The organism is Novipirellula artificiosorum (assembly GCF_007860135.1).
In the GTDB taxonomy this organism is placed as follows: Bacteria; Planctomycetota; Planctomycetia; order Pirellulales; family Pirellulaceae; genus Novipirellula_A; species Novipirellula_A artificiosorum.
Genome location: NZ_SJPV01000004.1, coordinates 352,631 through 369,528 on the forward strand (window position 1 = coordinate 352,631; position 16,898 = coordinate 369,528).

A 16,898-nucleotide genomic window follows, 5' to 3' on the forward strand; every position below is an offset into this window, starting at 1 on the left:
ATCCGCCGCCGGGTGTCGTCCCACGGCTTGCCCGTCGCCGGATACAGAACGCGATTCCGGTTTATGAAGTTCAATTCACGCCATCACTCTCACGCATCTTTGTAATGACTTCCACTCATTCGTCTGCATCGCCGAACAACGAAACCCCTCGGGCGCGCTATTGGCGCAGTCTCTCGGAGCTTCACGATCGCGAAGATTTTCAAAGCTACATCGATCGCGAGTTTCCGGTCGCTGCGTCCGAGTTTCCCGAGGGCGTTTCTCGCCGTCGTTGGATGCAGTTGATGGGCGCGTCCTTGGCGGTAGCAGGAGCAACGGGGTGCCGCTATCCCGAAGAGACGATCGCTCCGTTCGTGATTCGCCCAGAGGGTCGCGTGCCTGGCGAGTCGTATCAACGAGCCACCAACTTCGAATTGGCCGGGCGCGTTTACAACTTACTTGTCAACTGTGTCGACGGTCGCCCACAAAAGATCGAGCCGAATCAGGATCATCCGACCGGAAGTGGTACCGACGCCTACGCCCAAGCCTGCATCTTGGGGTTGTACGATCCCGACCGTGTTCGCGGCGACGAGAGTTTCTTGGTCCGTAAAGGAGAAAAGCGACGCGAGCCGGCAACGTGGGACGACTTTGTGCCCTATGGCCAGGCGCTGATCAAGACGGCTGCTCAGACGAACCAAGGGGCGGGGTTCGCGGTTTTGATGCCGCCGACCGCGTCACCGTCTCTGGTGCGAGTGTTATCGCTCTTGAAAGAAAAATGCCCAGCCATCACGCTGGCCAGCTACGACGGTGTTCGTGGCGCTGCGATGCGAACGGCGACCAGGAAGGTGTTCGGCAAGCCAGCCCAGCAGCGATTGGACCTCAGCAAGGCGAAAGTGATCCTGACGCTTCAGTCGGATATTTTGGGGACCGATCCCGGCATGCTCAACAACGCTCGCAGCTTTGCAGAGCGGCGTGACCCGAACGACCCGACGATGAGCCGACTGTATGTGGTCGAGGGGGGGTACACGTCAACCGGCGCGATGGCCGATTCTCGACTGGCACTCCGACCGAGCCAAATGCCGGCTTTCTTGAGTGAATTGGCTCGTCGAGTCGAAGAGGCAACGGGCGACGACATCGACGCCGACGCAGCGGTGGCGTTCGACGAATTGGCAACCCCAAGCGACCGACTCGAGCGATTCTTGGACGTGCTGGCTGCCGACATTGCTGCCGCCGGATCGGAAGCGGTCGTGGTGGTGGGGGAACCTCTTGGTGCCGACGCGATTGCGGCCGGGATCGCCTTGAACAAGAAACTCGGCTCGTTCGGAGAAATTCAATCCTTCGCACCCGAGGTTGACGCGGAGCTTGGTGAGCTTGCCACGCTGCCGGATTTGGTTGCAAAAATCGACAGCGGTGAAGTCGATTCGCTGTTGGTGATCGGGGGTAACCCCGTGGCTGCGGCGCCCGGAGATGTTAAGTTGGCCGTGGCCATTTCCAAGCTGGAAAACTCAATCTATTTAGGTGAGTACGACGACGAAACGGCGGTCTGTTGCAAGTGGTCGCTGCCGCTGGCGCATCCACTCGAATCGTGGGGCGACTGCGTCAATGACCATGGTGCCTACGGTGTTTGTCAGCCTCAAATTCTGCCGCTGCTTGGTGGTCGAGCCTCGATCGAAATCGTGGCGGCGATGTTGGACGAAAAAGAGGTTGAGGGCGAAAAGATTGTTCGCCGGACGGCCGAAGCGGTTTCGGGGGCGTCGCTCAGTCAGCGGCAATGGCGAAAATTGCTTCACGACGGTTTCTCCGATGAGTTCGTGGTCGGCGGAAAAGACGAGTTGACAGCGAACGCGGAGTTCACCTCGCTCGGCGAGGATGCACCGGTCGCGATTTCTGCAGAACAGATCGACAAAGATGATTTCGATGTCCTGTTTGTACCAGCGGATGGGATCTACGACGGCCGTTTTGCCAATAACGGTTGGTTGCAAGAACTGCCGCAATCGTTGACGAAGTTGACTTGGGACAATGCTGCGTTGATGAGCCCCGCGACAGCAAAAAGTTTGAACCTTCAACACGGTTTGATGATTGCTTTGCGCCAAGAAGATGCGTTGATCGAGTTGCCGGTGTATGAGCTTCCCGGCTGCGCTCCCGGCGTTGTGACCGTTGCCATCGGCTATGGACGCACTCGCGCTGGCATGGTGGGCGGTTTCACCGAAGAGGATGTGCCGGTGGTCGGAACCGATGTGAACGGGCTTCGTACCAGCGATGCCATGTTGCTGGCCACGCAAGTCGAAGCTCGGCCTCGCTACAAAGAATACGAATTAGCGACGACTCAGGATCACTGGGCGATCGATGAACGGGGTCGAGACGAATCCGAGCGTCGAAGTTTCTCCTTGGTTCGTGAAGGCACCGTGGAACTCCTAAAGCAGGTTCCCGATTTTGCCGAAGCCAAAGGCCCCCACGTCCCCGAGGTGGGTACGAACGGCTCGGGATCCCTTTGGCGGGAGCCGATCATGGCGATCGAAGAAGATAACCCAAAGCTGCCTCAGTGGGGCATGTCGATTGATCTGACGAAGTGCATCGGCTGCAACGCGTGTGTGATCGCCTGTCAAAGTGAAAACAACGTGCCGATCGTCGGCAAAGAGCAAGTCGCTAACAGCCGCGAGATGCATTGGTTGCGGTTGGATCGCTATTTCCAAGGTGACGAAGAGAACGCGGATGTCGTCCAGCAGCCGGTGGCTTGCATGCACTGCGAAACGGCACCCTGTGAGCAGGTTTGTCCGGTGGCGGCGACGGTTCACACCGATGAAGGCATTAACGCCATGGCGTACAACCGTTGCATTGGAACCCGGTACTGTGCGAACAACTGTCCTTTTAAAGTCCGGCGTTTCAACTACTTCAACTACAACGAAGAAATTGGTGTCGGTTATGGCATCGACGCCTATCCCGGCACGATCGAATCGGCAAACCGACAATTGCAAGCGTTGGTGATGAATCCGGAAGTGACCGTTCGTGGTCGCGGCGTGATGGAAAAATGCACGTACTGTGTCCAACGCGTTGAGAAAGCCAAGATCGACGCTCGAAAAGATGGCGGGCGACCGATTGCCGATGGCGATGTCGTCACCGCTTGTCAATCCGCGTGTCCGACGCGAGCGATTGAGTTCGGAAATGTGGCTGACCCCAATTCCAAGGTCTCGAAGAAGCACAAGGATCCTCGCAGTTATGGGATGCTGTCTCAATTGAACGTCAAGGCCCGAACGGAGTATTTGGCGCGAGTTCGCAACCCACACAGCCTGCTGATGACACGGGCTCAGATCGACGACTTGGCACAACTGCACTCGCCGCATGCTGGGCATGATGAGTCGCACGAGTCGGGCGCTGATGAACACGACGGCCATGGTGCCGAAGATCACACCGAGGCTGGTCACACCGAGGCTGGTCACACCGAGGCTCATTCGTAAGCTCAAAGCCTTGGGCGGCAATAGCCTGGACCCCAACAATCATTCAAACTTCCTACTTCCAACTTCAAACTTCCAAACATGTCTCTTGCCATCCCGAACGGGTTGAATAATACCGTCGAACGCCCCGGCGAGCGTGCTCCGCTGGTGCTTGGCGATACGACCTATCACGACATTACCGAGGCGGTCTGCCAGGTCGCGGAACGGCCGCCTGGACGAGCCTGGATGATTGGTTTCTTGGTTGCCTTTGCCTTGCTGAATTGGCTTGGCATTTGTATCGCCTACCTGATTTACATGGGCGTTGGCGTTTGGGGAAACCAAGCACCGGTGTTCTGGGGTTGGCCGATTGTCAACTTTGTCTTTTGGGTTGGGATTGGTCACGCAGGAACGTTGATTAGTGCGATCTTGTTTTTGTTCCGCCAAGAATGGCGAACCAGTATCAACCGGGCTGCCGAAGCGATGACGATCTTTGCCGTCGCTTGCGCTGGAACCTTCCCTGGGATTCACGTTGGTCGGGCATGGTTAGCCTTTTGGTTAGCGCCTTATCCGAGTTTGAATCTTTGGATGTGGCCTCAATTCCGCAGTCCGCTGCTGTGGGACGTTTTTGCGGTCAGCACGTATGGAACGGTCTCGCTGCTGTTTTGGTACATGGGCATGGTGCCCGATTTGGCAACGTTCCGCGATCGATCCAAGAACAAATGGCGGCGGATGGCTTACGGTCTTTTGGCACTCGGTTGGACCGGGTCGTCACGCCACTGGATGCGATATGAGAAAGCTTACGCCTTACTGGCTGCCTTTGCCGCTCCGCTGGTTCTGTCGGTGCATACGATCGTTTCGTTTGACTTTGCGGTCTCACAAGTGCCCGGTTGGCATACAACGATTTTCCCACCTTACTTTGTCGCTGGTGCAATCTTCAGCGGTTTTGCAATGGTGCTGACGTTGATGGTGCCCGCGCGAAGCATGCTGGGGCTCGAAAAGCTGATTACCATTCGGCATTTAGAAAACATGTGCAAGATCATCTTGGCGACCGGATCGATCGTGGGATTGGCGTACGGCACCGAGTTCTTCATTGCCTGGTACGGACAAGTGCCCGAAGAGCAATTCGCTTTCCTGAACCGAGCGCTGGGTCCGTATTGGTGGGCTTACTTGACGATGGTTTCCTGTAACGTCCTGAGTCCCCAATTGTTCTGGTTCAAGAAATGTCGAACGACACCATGGATCATCGTGGTGATTTGTATTTTTGTAAATATTGGGATGTGGTTCGAACGATTCGTGATTGTCGTGACCAGTTTGTCACGAGACTACCTTCCCAGTGCTTGGTCCTACTTCCATCCCACTTGGGTGGATTGGTCCATGTTGATCGGATCGTTTGGGTTGTTCTTCACATTGTTCTTATTGTTCTGCAAGTTGATGCCGGTCATCAACATGGCGGAAACCAAGAGTACGCTTGCGAAGCAATTGCACATGAGCCATCACGAGTAGTTCCGTTCTGTGACGCCGTCACAGAGGTTTCGAAGTTAACAATCCCGTGACCGTGTCTCGGGAATACGATTACATATCACTGTCAGACCTTAAGCATGTCAGACGACAAAAACGAAAAGAAAGTCCACGGAATCGTTGCCGAATACACGTCGGTCGATTCGCTCTTGGTCGCATGTCGACGGATTCGCGATGCCGGTTACACCAAAACCGATGCCTTCACTCCGTTTGCGGTCCATGGCATCGACGAAGCCCTTGGCATCAAACCGACGTTTCTGCCGTGGATCGCGCTGGGTGGCGGTGTCGCGGGCTTGGTGACAGCGCTGCTGATGCAGATTTGGATGAACGGGATTAATTACCCCTACATCATATCGGGTAAGCCTTACATCTCGCTTCCAGCGTTCATGCCGGTGGCGTTTGAGTTGACGATCTTGTTCGCTTCGTTTGGTGCCTTCTTTGGCATGTGGGCTCTGAACGGATTGCCTCGATTCAGCAACCCGATCTTTACCGACCCGCGATTTGATCGAGCCACCGACGATCGGTTTTTCTTGTATATCGATGCGAAAGACAAGAGCTTCGATCAAGCCGGAGCAGAGAAATTGCTTGGCGAGACGGGGACCGAATACATCAACACGGTGGTCGACGACGACAGCTCCACGACGGTCCCCAAGTTCTTGCTGACAACGTTGATCGCCGTGATCGCGATTTCGTTCATTCCCGCACTTGTTGTGGCTCGAATGCGTGTCACCACCAGCAGCAAGCCAAGGTTCCACATTTTCCCCGACATGGATTTTTCACCTGCTCGTGATGCTCAGCAAACGACGTCACTGTTTGCCGATAGCCGGGCCATGCGACCCGATGTTCCCGGGACTGTAGCGCGAGGCGAAATGGAAGAGAACCTCGATTTCTTGACCGGGATCCAGATGGAATTGCTTTCCAGCGTCGATGCGGATCGAGCCGAGCGTTTGGTTCGAACCTACGCGCAAGAAGGTGAACCGTCGGAAAAGGCTTCCGACCAGGGCGCCGAACCGGCCAAGAGCGTGATGGACACGACACCATGGCTGGAGCAAAATCCGATCAAGATTACCGAAGCCTTTGTCCAACAGGGTCAGTTGCAGTTCAACATCTACTGCTCGACCTGCCATGGCATGGACGGCCGCGGCAACGGGTTGGTCAATAACCGCGCTCAGCAAATCATGGCATCGTCGTGGATTCCTCCTGCATCGATGCACCAGCAGAGCTTATACGCCGAACAATATCCCGACGGAAAACTGTTCAGCACCATCAGCAATGGAATTCGCAAGATGCCTGGCTACGCAGGTCAGATCAAGACTCGCGATCGTTGGGCCATCGTCGCCTACGTGCGAGCACTTCAACAGAGTCAAAATGCTTCGCTTGATTTGGTCCCAGAGAATCAGCGGGCAGAAATCAAAGCCGAGCAGGCAAGGGTAGAGAAGAAGCTCGCCGAACAGGCCGAAGCCGAACGCAAGAAAGAAGCAGAGTGAGCTGCCGTTGATAAGTAGGTCAGACGCAAGCTGACCCATTCGATTTTTCGTGCCGGTGACCCAGCTGGCCGAAGTACAGATCCTTTCACCATTTTTTTGAACTGTTCACCAAGATGTCCAAGCACGCACCGGCCATCAAACCGGCTGACGACCCAGCCTTTCAGTTGCCCTCAAAACTGTCGGCACTTAGCATTCCGCTGTGCGCCGGAGGGCTGTTTGCGTTGATCGCCGGATGGGCCATCGGAAACTGGGGCGTCGATAGTCACTTCAGCATGTCGGCTTACCTGACTGCATTCATTTACTGCCTCACGATCGCCCTCGGGGCGTTGTTCTTCGTGTTGATCCAGCATTTGTCTCGCGCGGGATGGAGCGTGGTGGTGCGACGCGTTGCCGAGTTGATCATGCTCATGCTGGTGCCGTTGGCGGTGTTGTTCATTCCGATTGTCGTTTCGTTGTGGACCGGCGAAGGAACGATCTACAAGTGGGATGACCCTGCCTTTGCGGAACACCACCACATCCCCGCCGCGGTTTGGGAAAACAAGACCCTCTACCTGGAACCGAATTTCTTTGCGGCTCGCGCGGTGATTTACTTCGTGATTTGGATTGGTTTGGCGGTCTACTTCTTCCGCAGCAGTGTCACGCAAGACGAGACGGGCGAGAAAAGAATCACCGAACGGATGCAAAAGTGGAGCGCTCCGGCATTGATCCTGTTGTCGCTGAGCATGTCGTTCGCAATGTTCGATTGGGTGATGTCTCTGGCACCCATGTGGTTCTCGACCATGTTCGGCGTCTACCTGTTCTCGGGGGGCATCCTGTCAGCCCATTGTGCGATCGCAGCCGGGACGTATCTGTTGCAAAAAACAGGTGCAATGCGTGACGAAGTGACCGTCGAGCACTACCATGATTTGGGCAAGTACATCTTCGGTTTCGTGTTCTTCTGGATCTACATCGCCTTCAGCCAGTACCTGTTGATTTGGTACGGCGCTATCCCCGAAGAGACCATTTGGTTCTACCACCGTCAGCTTGGAATTTGGGGCGTTTTATCGCTCGTCTTGGTTTTCTTCCATTGGATTCTACCCTTCATTGGTACGATGAGCCGGCATGTACGCCGTCGGCCAACGCTGGTTTTCGGGTGGAGTGTTTACATTCTGGTTTTGCACTTCGTCGACGTCTATTGGTGCGTGATGCCCGAGGTTTACGAAGGCCCCGGAGGGGGGCTCGACGCAGCGGGGGGGGTCCCAGGCATTGCCTCAAGCCTTTTGAGTGCGGCTGGCATGGTTGCGTTGATGCTCGGCATGATCCTGACGATCGCGGGACAAACCCGAATTGCTGCGTCGCGTGATCCACGATTTGGCGAATCGCTCGCTTTCGAAAACATTTAAGAATTCATCTGACCCACCGCTTCGCGAGACAGAACAAACTGCCATGGCACATTACGATGATCTGAACAGCAAACGCATATTCGCCATCGGGGGAATTTCGGTAATCGTTACGATCTTGACCGCTCTTGCGGTTCAAGTCTTGTACTTCGCGATGGCCCAATGGCAATCCGAATCGCTGAGCGAGCGACATTACAACCGCCAAAATGCGTTTCTTGACGAACAGGCTACTCAAATTGCCAGCTACGGCGTCGATATCGAAACCGGAAACGTCACGATTCCCATCGAAAAGGCAATGGAATTGATGGTTTCAACGAATCCGTCGATTTCGGAAACCAAGCCCGAAGCTGATTCAGCAACCGCGGACGACGCGAAGGCAGCCAGCGAAACGAACGACGAACTCCGTGAAGACGCAGTTGAGGAGGTCAGCGATGAACCGAACACCAACGCGGATGAAAACGATGAAGTCTAGGCAGATGTGCAGTTTGGCATTTGGCAAGTATCAACCCTTGTCACGAGGGTTTGCCTCTGTCTTTTTCATGGGGCTGGTCTTCGCTGGTTTGCCATCGGTGCCGGCTCAGGACCAAGTGCGGATGGGGGCCGAGGTTCAATTGAACAATTCGCTTCCTCCCGAAGCGCTCGGGATCACGGTGGAACAGAAGTTGGGCAATACGATCCCGCTCGACCTGCCGCTGGTGGATTCGGCCGGCCATCAGGTCACGACTGGCGATTTTCTCGATGGCAAGAAACCGACGATCGTCACGCTCAACTACAGCGATTGTCCGATGCTATGCAATGTCCAACTGAACGCATTGACCCAATCGCTTAACGAATTGGATTTGAAGATTGGTGAGGATTTTCGCATCTTAACGGTCAGCATCGATCCCTTGGAAACGACCGAGAAGATTCGTAGTACCAAAGAAAAATATGTCGATCAATTGTCCGCCCAACTCGGCGCCAGCGATGGCTGGGAGTTCTGCACTGCGACGCAGCCGGTGATCACACGACTCGCGGATCTATTAGGATTTCGTTACCGCTATGACGCGGTCAACAAACAATACAACCATCCCGCGATGTTAGCGTTCGTCTCGCCGGAAGGCATCATTTCGCGATACTCGCTGAGCATCGAGTTTCCACCCGAGCAACTGAAATTGGCGTTGATCGAGGCGGGCGAAGGCACGGTCGGGTCGCCAGTCGATCAGTTCATTTTGTGGTGTTACAGCTACGATTCGGACAGCAACAGCTACACCCCTCAAGCACGGCGTTTGATGAGCGTCGGCGGGGGCGCGACGGTCGTTCTGATGCTTGCTTGTCTCGCCCCTTATTGGTTCGGACGGAAACGAACGCCTAAAACTCAACCGACAACCGACTCGACGGATCGATGAGATCGGTTCGATCTGTCGCATCGGATGGAAACGACAACTCCTAGAACAATCAGACTTAACGAAACTTAGAAAAACGACAACTGACCATGTTACCTGCCGCATTCTCGCTGCTCGCCGACTACACCGAAGACTACGCGTGGTTCCCCGATTCCGCGTCGACGTTTTCCTCGGAAGTCGACTGGCTCTACAAAGTCATTACCGGCATCGGATTCGTCTTTTTCGTCGGCGTGATCATCGCATTGTTTGGGTTTGCACTCAAATACCGCAAGGCAAAAGGTCAAAAGGCCGAAAGCCAAGTGTCACACAACACGCCTCTCGAGCTGGCATGGTCGGTGATCCCGTCCATTTTCTTGGTTGGGATGTTTATCTTCGGTGCCAAGGTCTACTTGGACATGCGGACGGTTCCCGATGGTTCCTACGAAGTGGGCGTGCAAGCGTTCAAGTGGGGCTGGACGATGGACTACGGACGCGGGACGTTTCACCCCGAGTTGCACTTGCTTGTGAATGAACCTACCAAGTTGACGATGCGCAGCAGTGATGTGATCCACAGTCTCTATGTCCCTGCGTTTCGTGCAAAGAAAGATGTTGTTCCGGGGCGTTACAACTACATGTGGTTTGAACCGACTCTGGCAACCGAAAAGGTCAGCGACGAGGACTTGGCTGCTGCGGTCAAAGAAACCGAAGAGAGTGGGGCGGAGTGGGATTACGACAAGTACCAATTCACTCCCGATGGCTACCGTTTTTACGACTTGTATTGTGCGGAGTACTGTGGCGAAAACCACTCGCAAATGCAGACCGTGGTCGTGGTCCACAAGACTCGCGAGGACCTGGATGCATGGATCAAGAAATACAGCAGCCGTAGCGATACCGAGTCACTTGAATCGTATGGTGAAAAACTCTATGCCCGTCGCGGTTGCTCGGGCTGTCACAGTATCGATGGTTCACCACGCGTAGGCCCGACTTGGAAAGACGCGTTCGGATCGATGCGTGCACTCACCAGCGGTGCGACGGTCAAAGTGGATGAGAATTACCTTCGTGAATCAATCATCTACCCGAAAGAGAAAATCGCCGCCGGATATCAGCCCGTGATGCCGAGCTACAAGGGCCAATTGAGCGATGACGATATTGATTCGATGATCGCCTACATGAAGTCACTCTCCGCCAATGCGGAATAAACAGCTACGCAAACCAACCCGACAAAGACCAATAACGCACCTGTCGCGTTTTAACGAGGTAAGAGAAACATGTCTGCTGGATTGAATATTCCGGGAGCCACCGTGCGTGACCCTGGTTTTCCAACCGAACGCGAAAACTATCTGACGAACTCCAAGGGGGTTCTCAGTTGGATGTTCACGCTCGACCACAAACGGATCGGCGTCATGTACCTGATCGGAGTGACCCTGTCGTTCGCCCTTGGCGGATTGCTGGCGTTCGCTTTGCGATGGCATTTGCTCGATCCTGATGGGACTCTGTTCACGAACAACATCTACAACCAAGTGTTCACGCTTCACGGCGCGATCATGGTGTTCTTGTTCATCATCCCGAGCATTCCCGCTGCCCTCGGTAACTTCTTAGTCCCCATCATGCTCGGGGCGAAAGACGTTGCCTTCCCGAGATTGAACCTCAGCAGTTTCTACCTTTGGATTTTCGGTGCGATCTTTTTCGTGATGGCGCTTTGCGCAAGCGGTCTCGACACCGGTTGGACCTTTTACACGCCTTACAGCACAACGACCGACACGTCGGTCATCATGGCGACGCTGGGGGCATTTATCCTTGGTTTCAGCTCAATTTTCACCGGCTTGAACTTCATCGTAACGATCAACACGATGCGTCCTCCCGGAATGACCTGGTTCCGGATGCCGCTGTTCTTGTGGGCTACCTACGCGACCAGCATCATCCAAGTGTTGGCAACGCCCGTTTTGGGAATCACGTTGCTGCTGCTGATCGCGGAGCGGACGATGCACATTGGGATTTTTGATCCTGAATACAATGGCGACCCGGTCACCTACCAGCACTTCTTTTGGTTCTACAGCCATCCGGCCGTCTACATCATGATCCTGCCAGCCTTTGGGATCATCAGCGAGATCATTAGCGTCCATAGTCACAAACACATCTTTGGTTATCGCTTCATCGCCTACTCGTCGATCGCGATTGCACTGCTTGGTTTCCTGGTCTGGGGGCATCACATGTTCACCGCCGGGATGAGCGACATGACGACGATTATTTTCAGCGCCTTGACGTTTACCGTCTCGGTCCCCTCTGCCATCAAGGTTTTCAATTGGCTGGCGACGATGTACAAGGGATCGATCAGCCTCACGACGCCGATGTGCTACGCGATCTCGTTCATTTTCTTGTTCACCATTGGTGGGCTGACGGGGCTTCATCTCGGGACCCTGGCAACCGACCAACACCTGCACGACACCTACTTTGTCGTTGCCCATTTCCACTACGTGATGGTGGGTGGAACCCTGGTTGCGTTCCTGGGAGGTTTGTTCCATTGGTGGCCCAAGATGTTCGGCAAGCTTTACAACGAGAACGGCGGGCGGATATCGGCCTTTTTGGTGTTTCTTGGGTTTAACCTGACCTTCCTGCCGCAGTTCATTTTGGGTAGCCGTGGGATGCCACGCCGATATGCAACGTATGACCCCGAGTTTGCGACGCTGCATACCGCCAGCACGCATGGAGCCTTGATCCTTGGCATCGGATTATTGGTCGCCTTGGTTGTGCTGTTGATGTCACTGGTGCGTGGCAAACGAGCCTCGGCGAATCCCTGGGGCGGCGCGACATTGGAATGGAATTGCACCAGCCCTCCTCCGTTCTACAACTTTGAGCGGCCTCCGGTCGTTGGCGATCCGTATGACTTCCATGACATCGAATGGGATGAGCAAAACGAACGCTACGTGACGATCGAGCCGGAACGTAAAATGGTGCCCGAGACCGAGCCAGCGGAAGCGCCGGCTCACGCAGCCGATAAGCAGTAGCTGCTTCGCTTGTTCTTCCTTGTTTGAAATCATCCTCATCCTTCAGCGTTCCCAATTTCATGTCCACTTTCGAAGCCGACTCCGCGACCGATTCCCATGGGGCTCACGGTCACGACCACGACCATCCGAAGTTCTTGGCACACCATTTTGAAACGCCTGAACAACAGTACGATAGTGGCAAGCTGGGGACATGGGTGTTCCTCGTCACGGAAGTATTATTCTTCAGTGGCATGTTTTGCGCCTACGCGATCTTTCGAATGCTTCGCCCCGAAGTGTTCGAGGGCTGTAGTCAATTCCTCAATACAAAACTCGGTGCAATCAACACCGGCGTGCTGCTGTTCAGTTCGCTGACCATGGCGTGGGCCGTTCGTTGTGCTCAAACCGAAGAGTACAGAAAATTGACCGCGATGCTGGCGTCAACCCTGTCTTGCGCGATGATTTTCTTGGGTGTCAAAGCAATCGAGTATTCGCACAAATGGGAAATGGGTTTGTTGCCGGCTGGCATGTTCAGCTACGACCCGGCTCACCCTCATCACGCTGATTCGCCGAATTATCTGGTATGGATCTGTCTGCCGTTTGCACTGGCGTTGGTCGGTGTTGTGGTTTGGCTGATTTCCGCAGCTCTGCAGGGTAATAAGTTTCAAGTCGCCTGTTTGAAACCGTTGACGGTCGTCGCGTTTAGCTTCTTCATTGGTGTTGGGTTGGGGACGTTTCTGGAGAGCGGCGACTCGGGCGAAACGCACGCTACAACTCACCATGAGTCAGGCGAACACGCTCTTGAGTTGGCCTCGACAAGTTCGCTGTTGGGCAGAGAGGATCGAGGTGCGACCGAGTTTGGCGTCATTGAAAGATTGGCCGGCGATGCGACCAACAGCGGGTTGAAGAACGAACTCGAAGCACTGGAAGCTCAAGCGGAAATTGCCAGCGGCTCGGCGATCTTAAACGATTCGGCGGACTCCGATGCAACGATCCAAAAAGCGCCGCGGGATTTTTTGACACCAAGCCGAGCTGGCGTGTTCTTTAGTATCTACTACTGCATGACCGGTATCCATGCGATCCATATCCTTGCGGGTATAGGCGTTCTGGTCTGGTTGCTGGTCCGTTCTGTCCGTCAAGATTTCAATCGGCAATACTTTGGTCCCGTCGACTATGTTGGGTTGTACTGGCACTTGGTTGACCTGATTTGGATTTACTTGTTCCCACTTTTGTATTTGATTCGCTAGGGTGTGTGATTGGAGTTCACGCTTTAGCCGTCAAGCAGCGAAACTTCTTTTTCTACCATTTCAATCTTGATTTCCGTTTTTTGATTTGTCGCCATTATGTCTGCTCACGATCACGCTGCTGATGCTCATTCGGTTTCTGGGGACCACCACGAACAGGATGGCTGGGATTTTGCCCATCCGATGCCGGTGCCGATGCTGTTGGCGGTTTTTATCGCCTTAGTGATCTTGACCGTGATCACGGTGGCTCAGGCCAGTTTTGATTTTGGCAGTTATGATGTTGCCATTGTGATGGGGATTGCGACGGTCAAGGCAATTTTGGTGGGCTTGTTCTTCATGCACTTGTTGTACGACAAGCTATTCAACTTGGCCGTATTCTTGTCGGCGTTCGTTTTTGTTGGCCTGTTTGTGATTCTGACCGTCAGTGATAGTCGACTGACCTCGAAAGACTTCATCCCCGTCGACGATGCCGTCGTTGTGTCGCCAACGGAGTAGCGAGGCCCTCGGTATGAGCAGAGTCGATGACGTTGATCCTTGGCCTTTCGGCCTTCTACCACGATTCTGCTGTTGCACTGATCGACGATGGACGCGTCGTTGCGGCGGCCAGTGAGGAGCGATTCACTCGCATCAAACATGACGCCGCGTTTCCCAAGCACGCACTCGATTGCTGTTTGGAAAGCATCGGAGCAACCGCGTCGGATCTTGACTACGTTGGTTTTTACGAGAAGCCGCTCTTAAAGTTTGATCGTCTCTTAGAAGATTATCTGGCCTACGCGCCGCGAGGTTATCGCTCCTTCGCCAATGCGATGCCGTCGTGGCTGCGAACCAAACTCCGGTTGCCACGCGAGATCCGGCAACAGCTTGGCGGCAAACTGAAACACCGAGTGGTGTTTTGTGAACACCATCAATCACACGCAGCCAGCGCCTTTTTTCCTAGTCCGTTTCAGAATGCTGCGATTTTGACATTGGATGGGGTGGGGGAATGGACAACAACGGGTTGGGGCGTGGGGCAGGATCATCGCATGGAACTGAAGCAGGACATCCGGTTTCCTCACTCTCTCGGACTGCTGTATTCCGCTTTTACCTACTTCTGTGGATTCCGAGTCAACTCAGGTGAGTACAAGTTGATGGGGCTTGCCCCCTACGGTCAGCCGCGATTCGTTGACCTGATCCGTAAGACCTTGATTCGGGTTCACGAGGACGGAAGCTACGACTTGAACATGGACTACTTCACGTTCGGTCACACGCTTCGCATGAGCGGCAGCAAACTCGAACGTTTGCTTGGGACCAAGCGACGATTGCCCAATGAACCGATTCGACAGGTCGACATGGACATTGCTGCGAGCATTCAGCGCGCCATCGAAGCGGTGATCCTTCAAATGGCCAAGTATGTTCATCATCAAACGGGTCTCGATTCACTCTGCCTTGCCGGTGGCGTTGCATTGAACTGCGTCGCGAATGGAAGACTGTTGCGTGAAGGCCCGTTCAAGAACGTTTGGATTCAACCCGCGGCGGGTGATGCCGGTGGGGCCCTCGGGGTCGCCTGGCTGATATGGCACCAGTTGTTGAATCATCCTCGCCAAGCGAACGCGGCTGATGCTCAGCAGGGGTCACTTCTCGGGCCCGCCATGGACGAGGCGACGGAGATGAAAGCATTGACCGATCGTGGGGCGGTTGTGGAATCGTTTGCGGATCGCGCAGCGTTGGACCGTCGCGTCTGCGAACTGATCGTTGAGGGCAAAGTCGTTGGCTGGGTTCAAGGACGCATGGAGTTTGGTCCTCGTGCGCTCGGAAACCGAAGTATCTTGGCGGACCCTCGCCGTCCCGAGATGCAAACCACCCTGAATTTGAAAATCAAACGCCGCGAATCGTTTCGTCCCTTCGCGCCCGCCATCCTCGAAGAGCACGCTGAAGCGTATTTTGAGATGGGAAGAATGCATCACAGCCCCTACATGCTGTTCACGTTTCAGGTCCAACCGTCACGGCGTATCCCATCCGATCCCTCGGTGCAGGGAATAGAACGGGTGCGTCAATCGCGAAGCGACTTGCCAGCGATCACTCACTTGGATTATTCGGCTCGAGTGCAAACGGTTTGTCAAGAAACGAATCCACGCTTCCATTCCTTGTTATCGGAGTTCTTTCGTCAAACCGGCTGCCCCGCGTTAATCAACACAAGTTTCAACGTGCGTGGTGAGCCGATCGTCCGAACGGCTGCCGAGGCATATCGCTGCTTTATGGCGACACAAATGGATGCGTTGGTGGTGGGAAACCATTTGATGCTTCGAAACGACCAACCGGAGACTGCACCTACCGCCGGTCACCACCACCTCAGTGAATGGATACCGGATTAAGATGTCGATCGTCGATTTTCACGCGATACCTTCTCGATCCATGCGTCGTTGGTTCGGGCTGTCACTTGGTTTGCTGCTTGTGATCATGAGCTTTCCACTCGCGCATTTTGGCGGCATGGCTCAAGCGGGGCTGTTGGCCGCATCGATCGTGTTGACGGTGGTCTATTATGGTTGGCCCGCTGCCCAATTATCGATCATTCGCGGCTGGCAAGTCGTAACCTTCCCGATCGCATGGTTGACCGGTCATGCGTTACTGAGCATCGTGTTTTTCTTGGTGCTCACACCGATTGGATTGTTGCTTCGCTTTTTTAGGCATGATCCGCTAAGATTACAGAAACGCGATCGAAGCACTGCTTGGCAAGACCATCACCAAGAAGAAAAGCCGGATCGATACTTCAAGCAATTCTGAGCGCGTTCCAAACGGGCATTTTAGGCGAAAACGGTTTTCAGGAACGACTCAACTCAAACCAAGAAGGGTCCACAGCGCCCATGACCACAATCGATCCAATGGATGACGATGCCGCAGCAAACGAGTTTGAACGCGCAGCGAATCAACAAGACCTTGGCTTGGTGCAAGAGTTTCTGCTGTTTTTGAGAGAAAACAAGAAGTGGTGGCTGGTCCCGCTGATCGGATCGCTGCTGCTGATCGGTTTGTTGAGCTTGCTGACGACCACGGGGGCGGCACCCTTCATCTACACGCTGTATTAGGTCAAGGCGTCGATTTCGGATCGGCTGTCATTTCCCAGATCACACCGCGTGTGGTGGTCGAGTCGATAAAGCCTGCCTTGCGGCCTCGCGGACCGTCGTGAGGTGTCGAACTCTTCGCCGCAAGTTTTCGGCTCGGTAATTCCGTCAACGTCTTGACAACATCCTCGGTTTCAAAACAGAGGTGGTGCAAGCCTTCGCCATGTTTATCCAAGTAGGCTTGTAGTGGATGGTCCGGCGTTAGCGGTTGAACCAATTGTAAGTGCAGATTTCCCATGTCGAGATGGGTCAGTCGCACGTTACCGGAGGCGATCTCTTCGCTAAGAATCACCGGCAAGCCCATCACGTCTCGGTAAAACGGCAGTGCTTCGTCTGTGTCACGAACGACAATGGCAATGTGATCAAGTTTTTTAAATAGCGGGGATGTCATCAGTGGACTCTCCTTCATTCGGTGGGCTGGGATGG

The 16,898-nt window shown here is 54.4% G+C and carries 14 protein-coding genes; 13 read left to right on the forward strand and 1 reads right to left on the reverse strand.

Annotation, left to right across the window (positions count from 1 at the left end; genetic code table 11):
* Nucleotides 1-104 precede the first annotated feature (104 nt).
* The 13 genes from Poly41_RS13835 to Poly41_RS13895 all read left to right on the forward strand — a co-directional run bounded on the left by Poly41_RS13835 (nt 105) and on the right by Poly41_RS13895 (nt 16,436).
* Nucleotides 105-3,431, forward strand: a complete 3,327-nt coding sequence (locus Poly41_RS13835; protein WP_146526765.1) for a TAT-variant-translocated molybdopterin oxidoreductase — start codon at nt 105-107, stop codon at nt 3,429-3,431.
* A 78-nt stretch (nt 3,432-3,509) separates the two neighbouring features.
* Nucleotides 3,510-4,910, forward strand: coding sequence for an NrfD/PsrC family molybdoenzyme membrane anchor subunit (nrfD, locus tag Poly41_RS13840; RefSeq protein WP_146526766.1), 1,401 nt, complete (start codon nt 3,510-3,512; stop codon nt 4,908-4,910).
* A gap of 95 nt (nt 4,911-5,005) precedes the next feature.
* Nucleotides 5,006-6,412 (forward strand): quinol:electron acceptor oxidoreductase subunit ActD, encoded by a 1,407-nt coding sequence (locus Poly41_RS13845; protein ID WP_146526767.1) that lies wholly within the window; start codon nt 5,006-5,008, stop codon nt 6,410-6,412.
* 113 nt (nt 6,413-6,525) lie between these two features.
* Nucleotides 6,526-7,794, forward strand: coding sequence for a hypothetical protein (locus tag Poly41_RS13850; protein ID WP_146526768.1), 1,269 nt, complete (start codon nt 6,526-6,528; stop codon nt 7,792-7,794).
* Between the two features lie 43 nt (nt 7,795-7,837).
* Nucleotides 7,838-8,263, forward strand: a complete 426-nt coding sequence (locus tag Poly41_RS34915; RefSeq protein WP_231615650.1) for a hypothetical protein — start codon at nt 7,838-7,840, stop codon at nt 8,261-8,263.
* The gene (locus Poly41_RS13860) at nt 8,223-9,176 is read left to right on the forward strand and encodes an SCO family protein (RefSeq protein WP_231615651.1); all 954 of its coding nucleotides are present in this window, start codon (nt 8,223-8,225) and stop codon (nt 9,174-9,176) included. Before Poly41_RS34915 ends, Poly41_RS13860 begins: the two co-directional genes overlap by 41 nt.
* Nucleotides 9,177-9,262: 86 nt before the next feature.
* Nucleotides 9,263-10,351: a cytochrome c oxidase subunit II gene (locus tag Poly41_RS13865; RefSeq protein WP_146526769.1), complete on the forward strand. Its 1,089-nt coding sequence runs from the start codon at nt 9,263-9,265 to the stop codon at nt 10,349-10,351.
* 69 nt (nt 10,352-10,420) lie between these two features.
* A complete protein-coding gene (locus tag Poly41_RS13870) occupies nt 10,421-12,157 on the forward strand; it encodes a cytochrome c oxidase subunit I (protein WP_146526770.1) in 1,737 nt (578 codons plus the stop codon).
* 59 nt (nt 12,158-12,216) lie between these two features.
* Nucleotides 12,217-13,380 (forward strand): cytochrome c oxidase subunit 3, encoded by a 1,164-nt coding sequence (locus Poly41_RS13875; protein ID WP_146526772.1) that lies wholly within the window; start codon nt 12,217-12,219, stop codon nt 13,378-13,380.
* 96 nt (nt 13,381-13,476) lie between these two features.
* Entirely contained in the window at nt 13,477-13,872 is a 396-nt protein-coding gene (locus Poly41_RS13880) for a cytochrome C oxidase subunit IV family protein (RefSeq protein WP_146526774.1), read from the forward strand.
* Nucleotides 13,873-13,898: 26 nt separating this feature from the next.
* Nucleotides 13,899-15,728, forward strand: coding sequence for a carbamoyltransferase family protein (locus tag Poly41_RS13885; RefSeq protein WP_146526776.1), 1,830 nt, complete (start codon nt 13,899-13,901; stop codon nt 15,726-15,728).
* A gap of 1 nt (nt 15,729) precedes the next feature.
* Nucleotides 15,730-16,137 (forward strand): SxtJ family membrane protein, encoded by a 408-nt coding sequence (locus Poly41_RS13890; protein ID WP_231615652.1) that lies wholly within the window; start codon nt 15,730-15,732, stop codon nt 16,135-16,137.
* Nucleotides 16,138-16,217: 80 nt separating this feature from the next.
* Complete coding sequence (locus Poly41_RS13895; protein WP_146526778.1) at nt 16,218-16,436, forward strand: DUF5989 family protein; 219 nt, start codon at nt 16,218-16,220, stop codon at nt 16,434-16,436.
* Nucleotide 16,437: 1 nt separating this feature from the next.
* Here Poly41_RS13895 and Poly41_RS13900 read toward each other — a convergent pair whose 3' ends face one another.
* Entirely contained in the window at nt 16,438-16,863 is a 426-nt protein-coding gene (locus Poly41_RS13900; protein WP_231615653.1) for a VOC family protein, read from the reverse strand.
* Nucleotides 16,864-16,898 lie beyond the last annotated feature (35 nt).

Bases quoted from the DNA above. Each gene is read 5' to 3' on its own strand.
- Poly41_RS13835 (WP_146526765.1), top strand. From the start codon at position 105: ATGACTTCCACTCATTCGTCTGCATCGCCGAACAACGAAACCCCTCGG.
- nrfD (WP_146526766.1), top strand. From the start codon at position 3,510: ATGTCTCTTGCCATCCCGAACGGGTTGAATAATACCGTCGAACGCCCC.
- Poly41_RS13845 (WP_146526767.1), top strand. From the start codon at position 5,006: ATGTCAGACGACAAAAACGAAAAGAAAGTCCACGGAATCGTTGCCGAA.
- Poly41_RS13850 (WP_146526768.1), top strand. From the start codon at position 6,526: ATGTCCAAGCACGCACCGGCCATCAAACCGGCTGACGACCCAGCCTTT.
- Poly41_RS34915 (WP_231615650.1), top strand. From the start codon at position 7,838: ATGGCACATTACGATGATCTGAACAGCAAACGCATATTCGCCATCGGG.
- Poly41_RS13860 (WP_231615651.1), top strand. From the start codon at position 8,223: ATGAACCGAACACCAACGCGGATGAAAACGATGAAGTCTAGGCAGATG.
- Poly41_RS13865 (WP_146526769.1), top strand. From the start codon at position 9,263: ATGTTACCTGCCGCATTCTCGCTGCTCGCCGACTACACCGAAGACTAC.
- Poly41_RS13870 (WP_146526770.1), top strand. From the start codon at position 10,421: ATGTCTGCTGGATTGAATATTCCGGGAGCCACCGTGCGTGACCCTGGT.
- Poly41_RS13875 (WP_146526772.1), top strand. From the start codon at position 12,217: ATGTCCACTTTCGAAGCCGACTCCGCGACCGATTCCCATGGGGCTCAC.
- Poly41_RS13880 (WP_146526774.1), top strand. From the start codon at position 13,477: ATGTCTGCTCACGATCACGCTGCTGATGCTCATTCGGTTTCTGGGGAC.
- Poly41_RS13885 (WP_146526776.1), top strand. From the start codon at position 13,899: ATGACGTTGATCCTTGGCCTTTCGGCCTTCTACCACGATTCTGCTGTT.
- Poly41_RS13890 (WP_231615652.1), top strand. From the start codon at position 15,730: ATGTCGATCGTCGATTTTCACGCGATACCTTCTCGATCCATGCGTCGT.
- Poly41_RS13895 (WP_146526778.1), top strand. From the start codon at position 16,218: ATGACCACAATCGATCCAATGGATGACGATGCCGCAGCAAACGAGTTT.
- Poly41_RS13900 (WP_231615653.1), bottom strand. From the start codon at position 16,863: ATGACATCCCCGCTATTTAAAAAACTTGATCACATTGCCATTGTCGTT.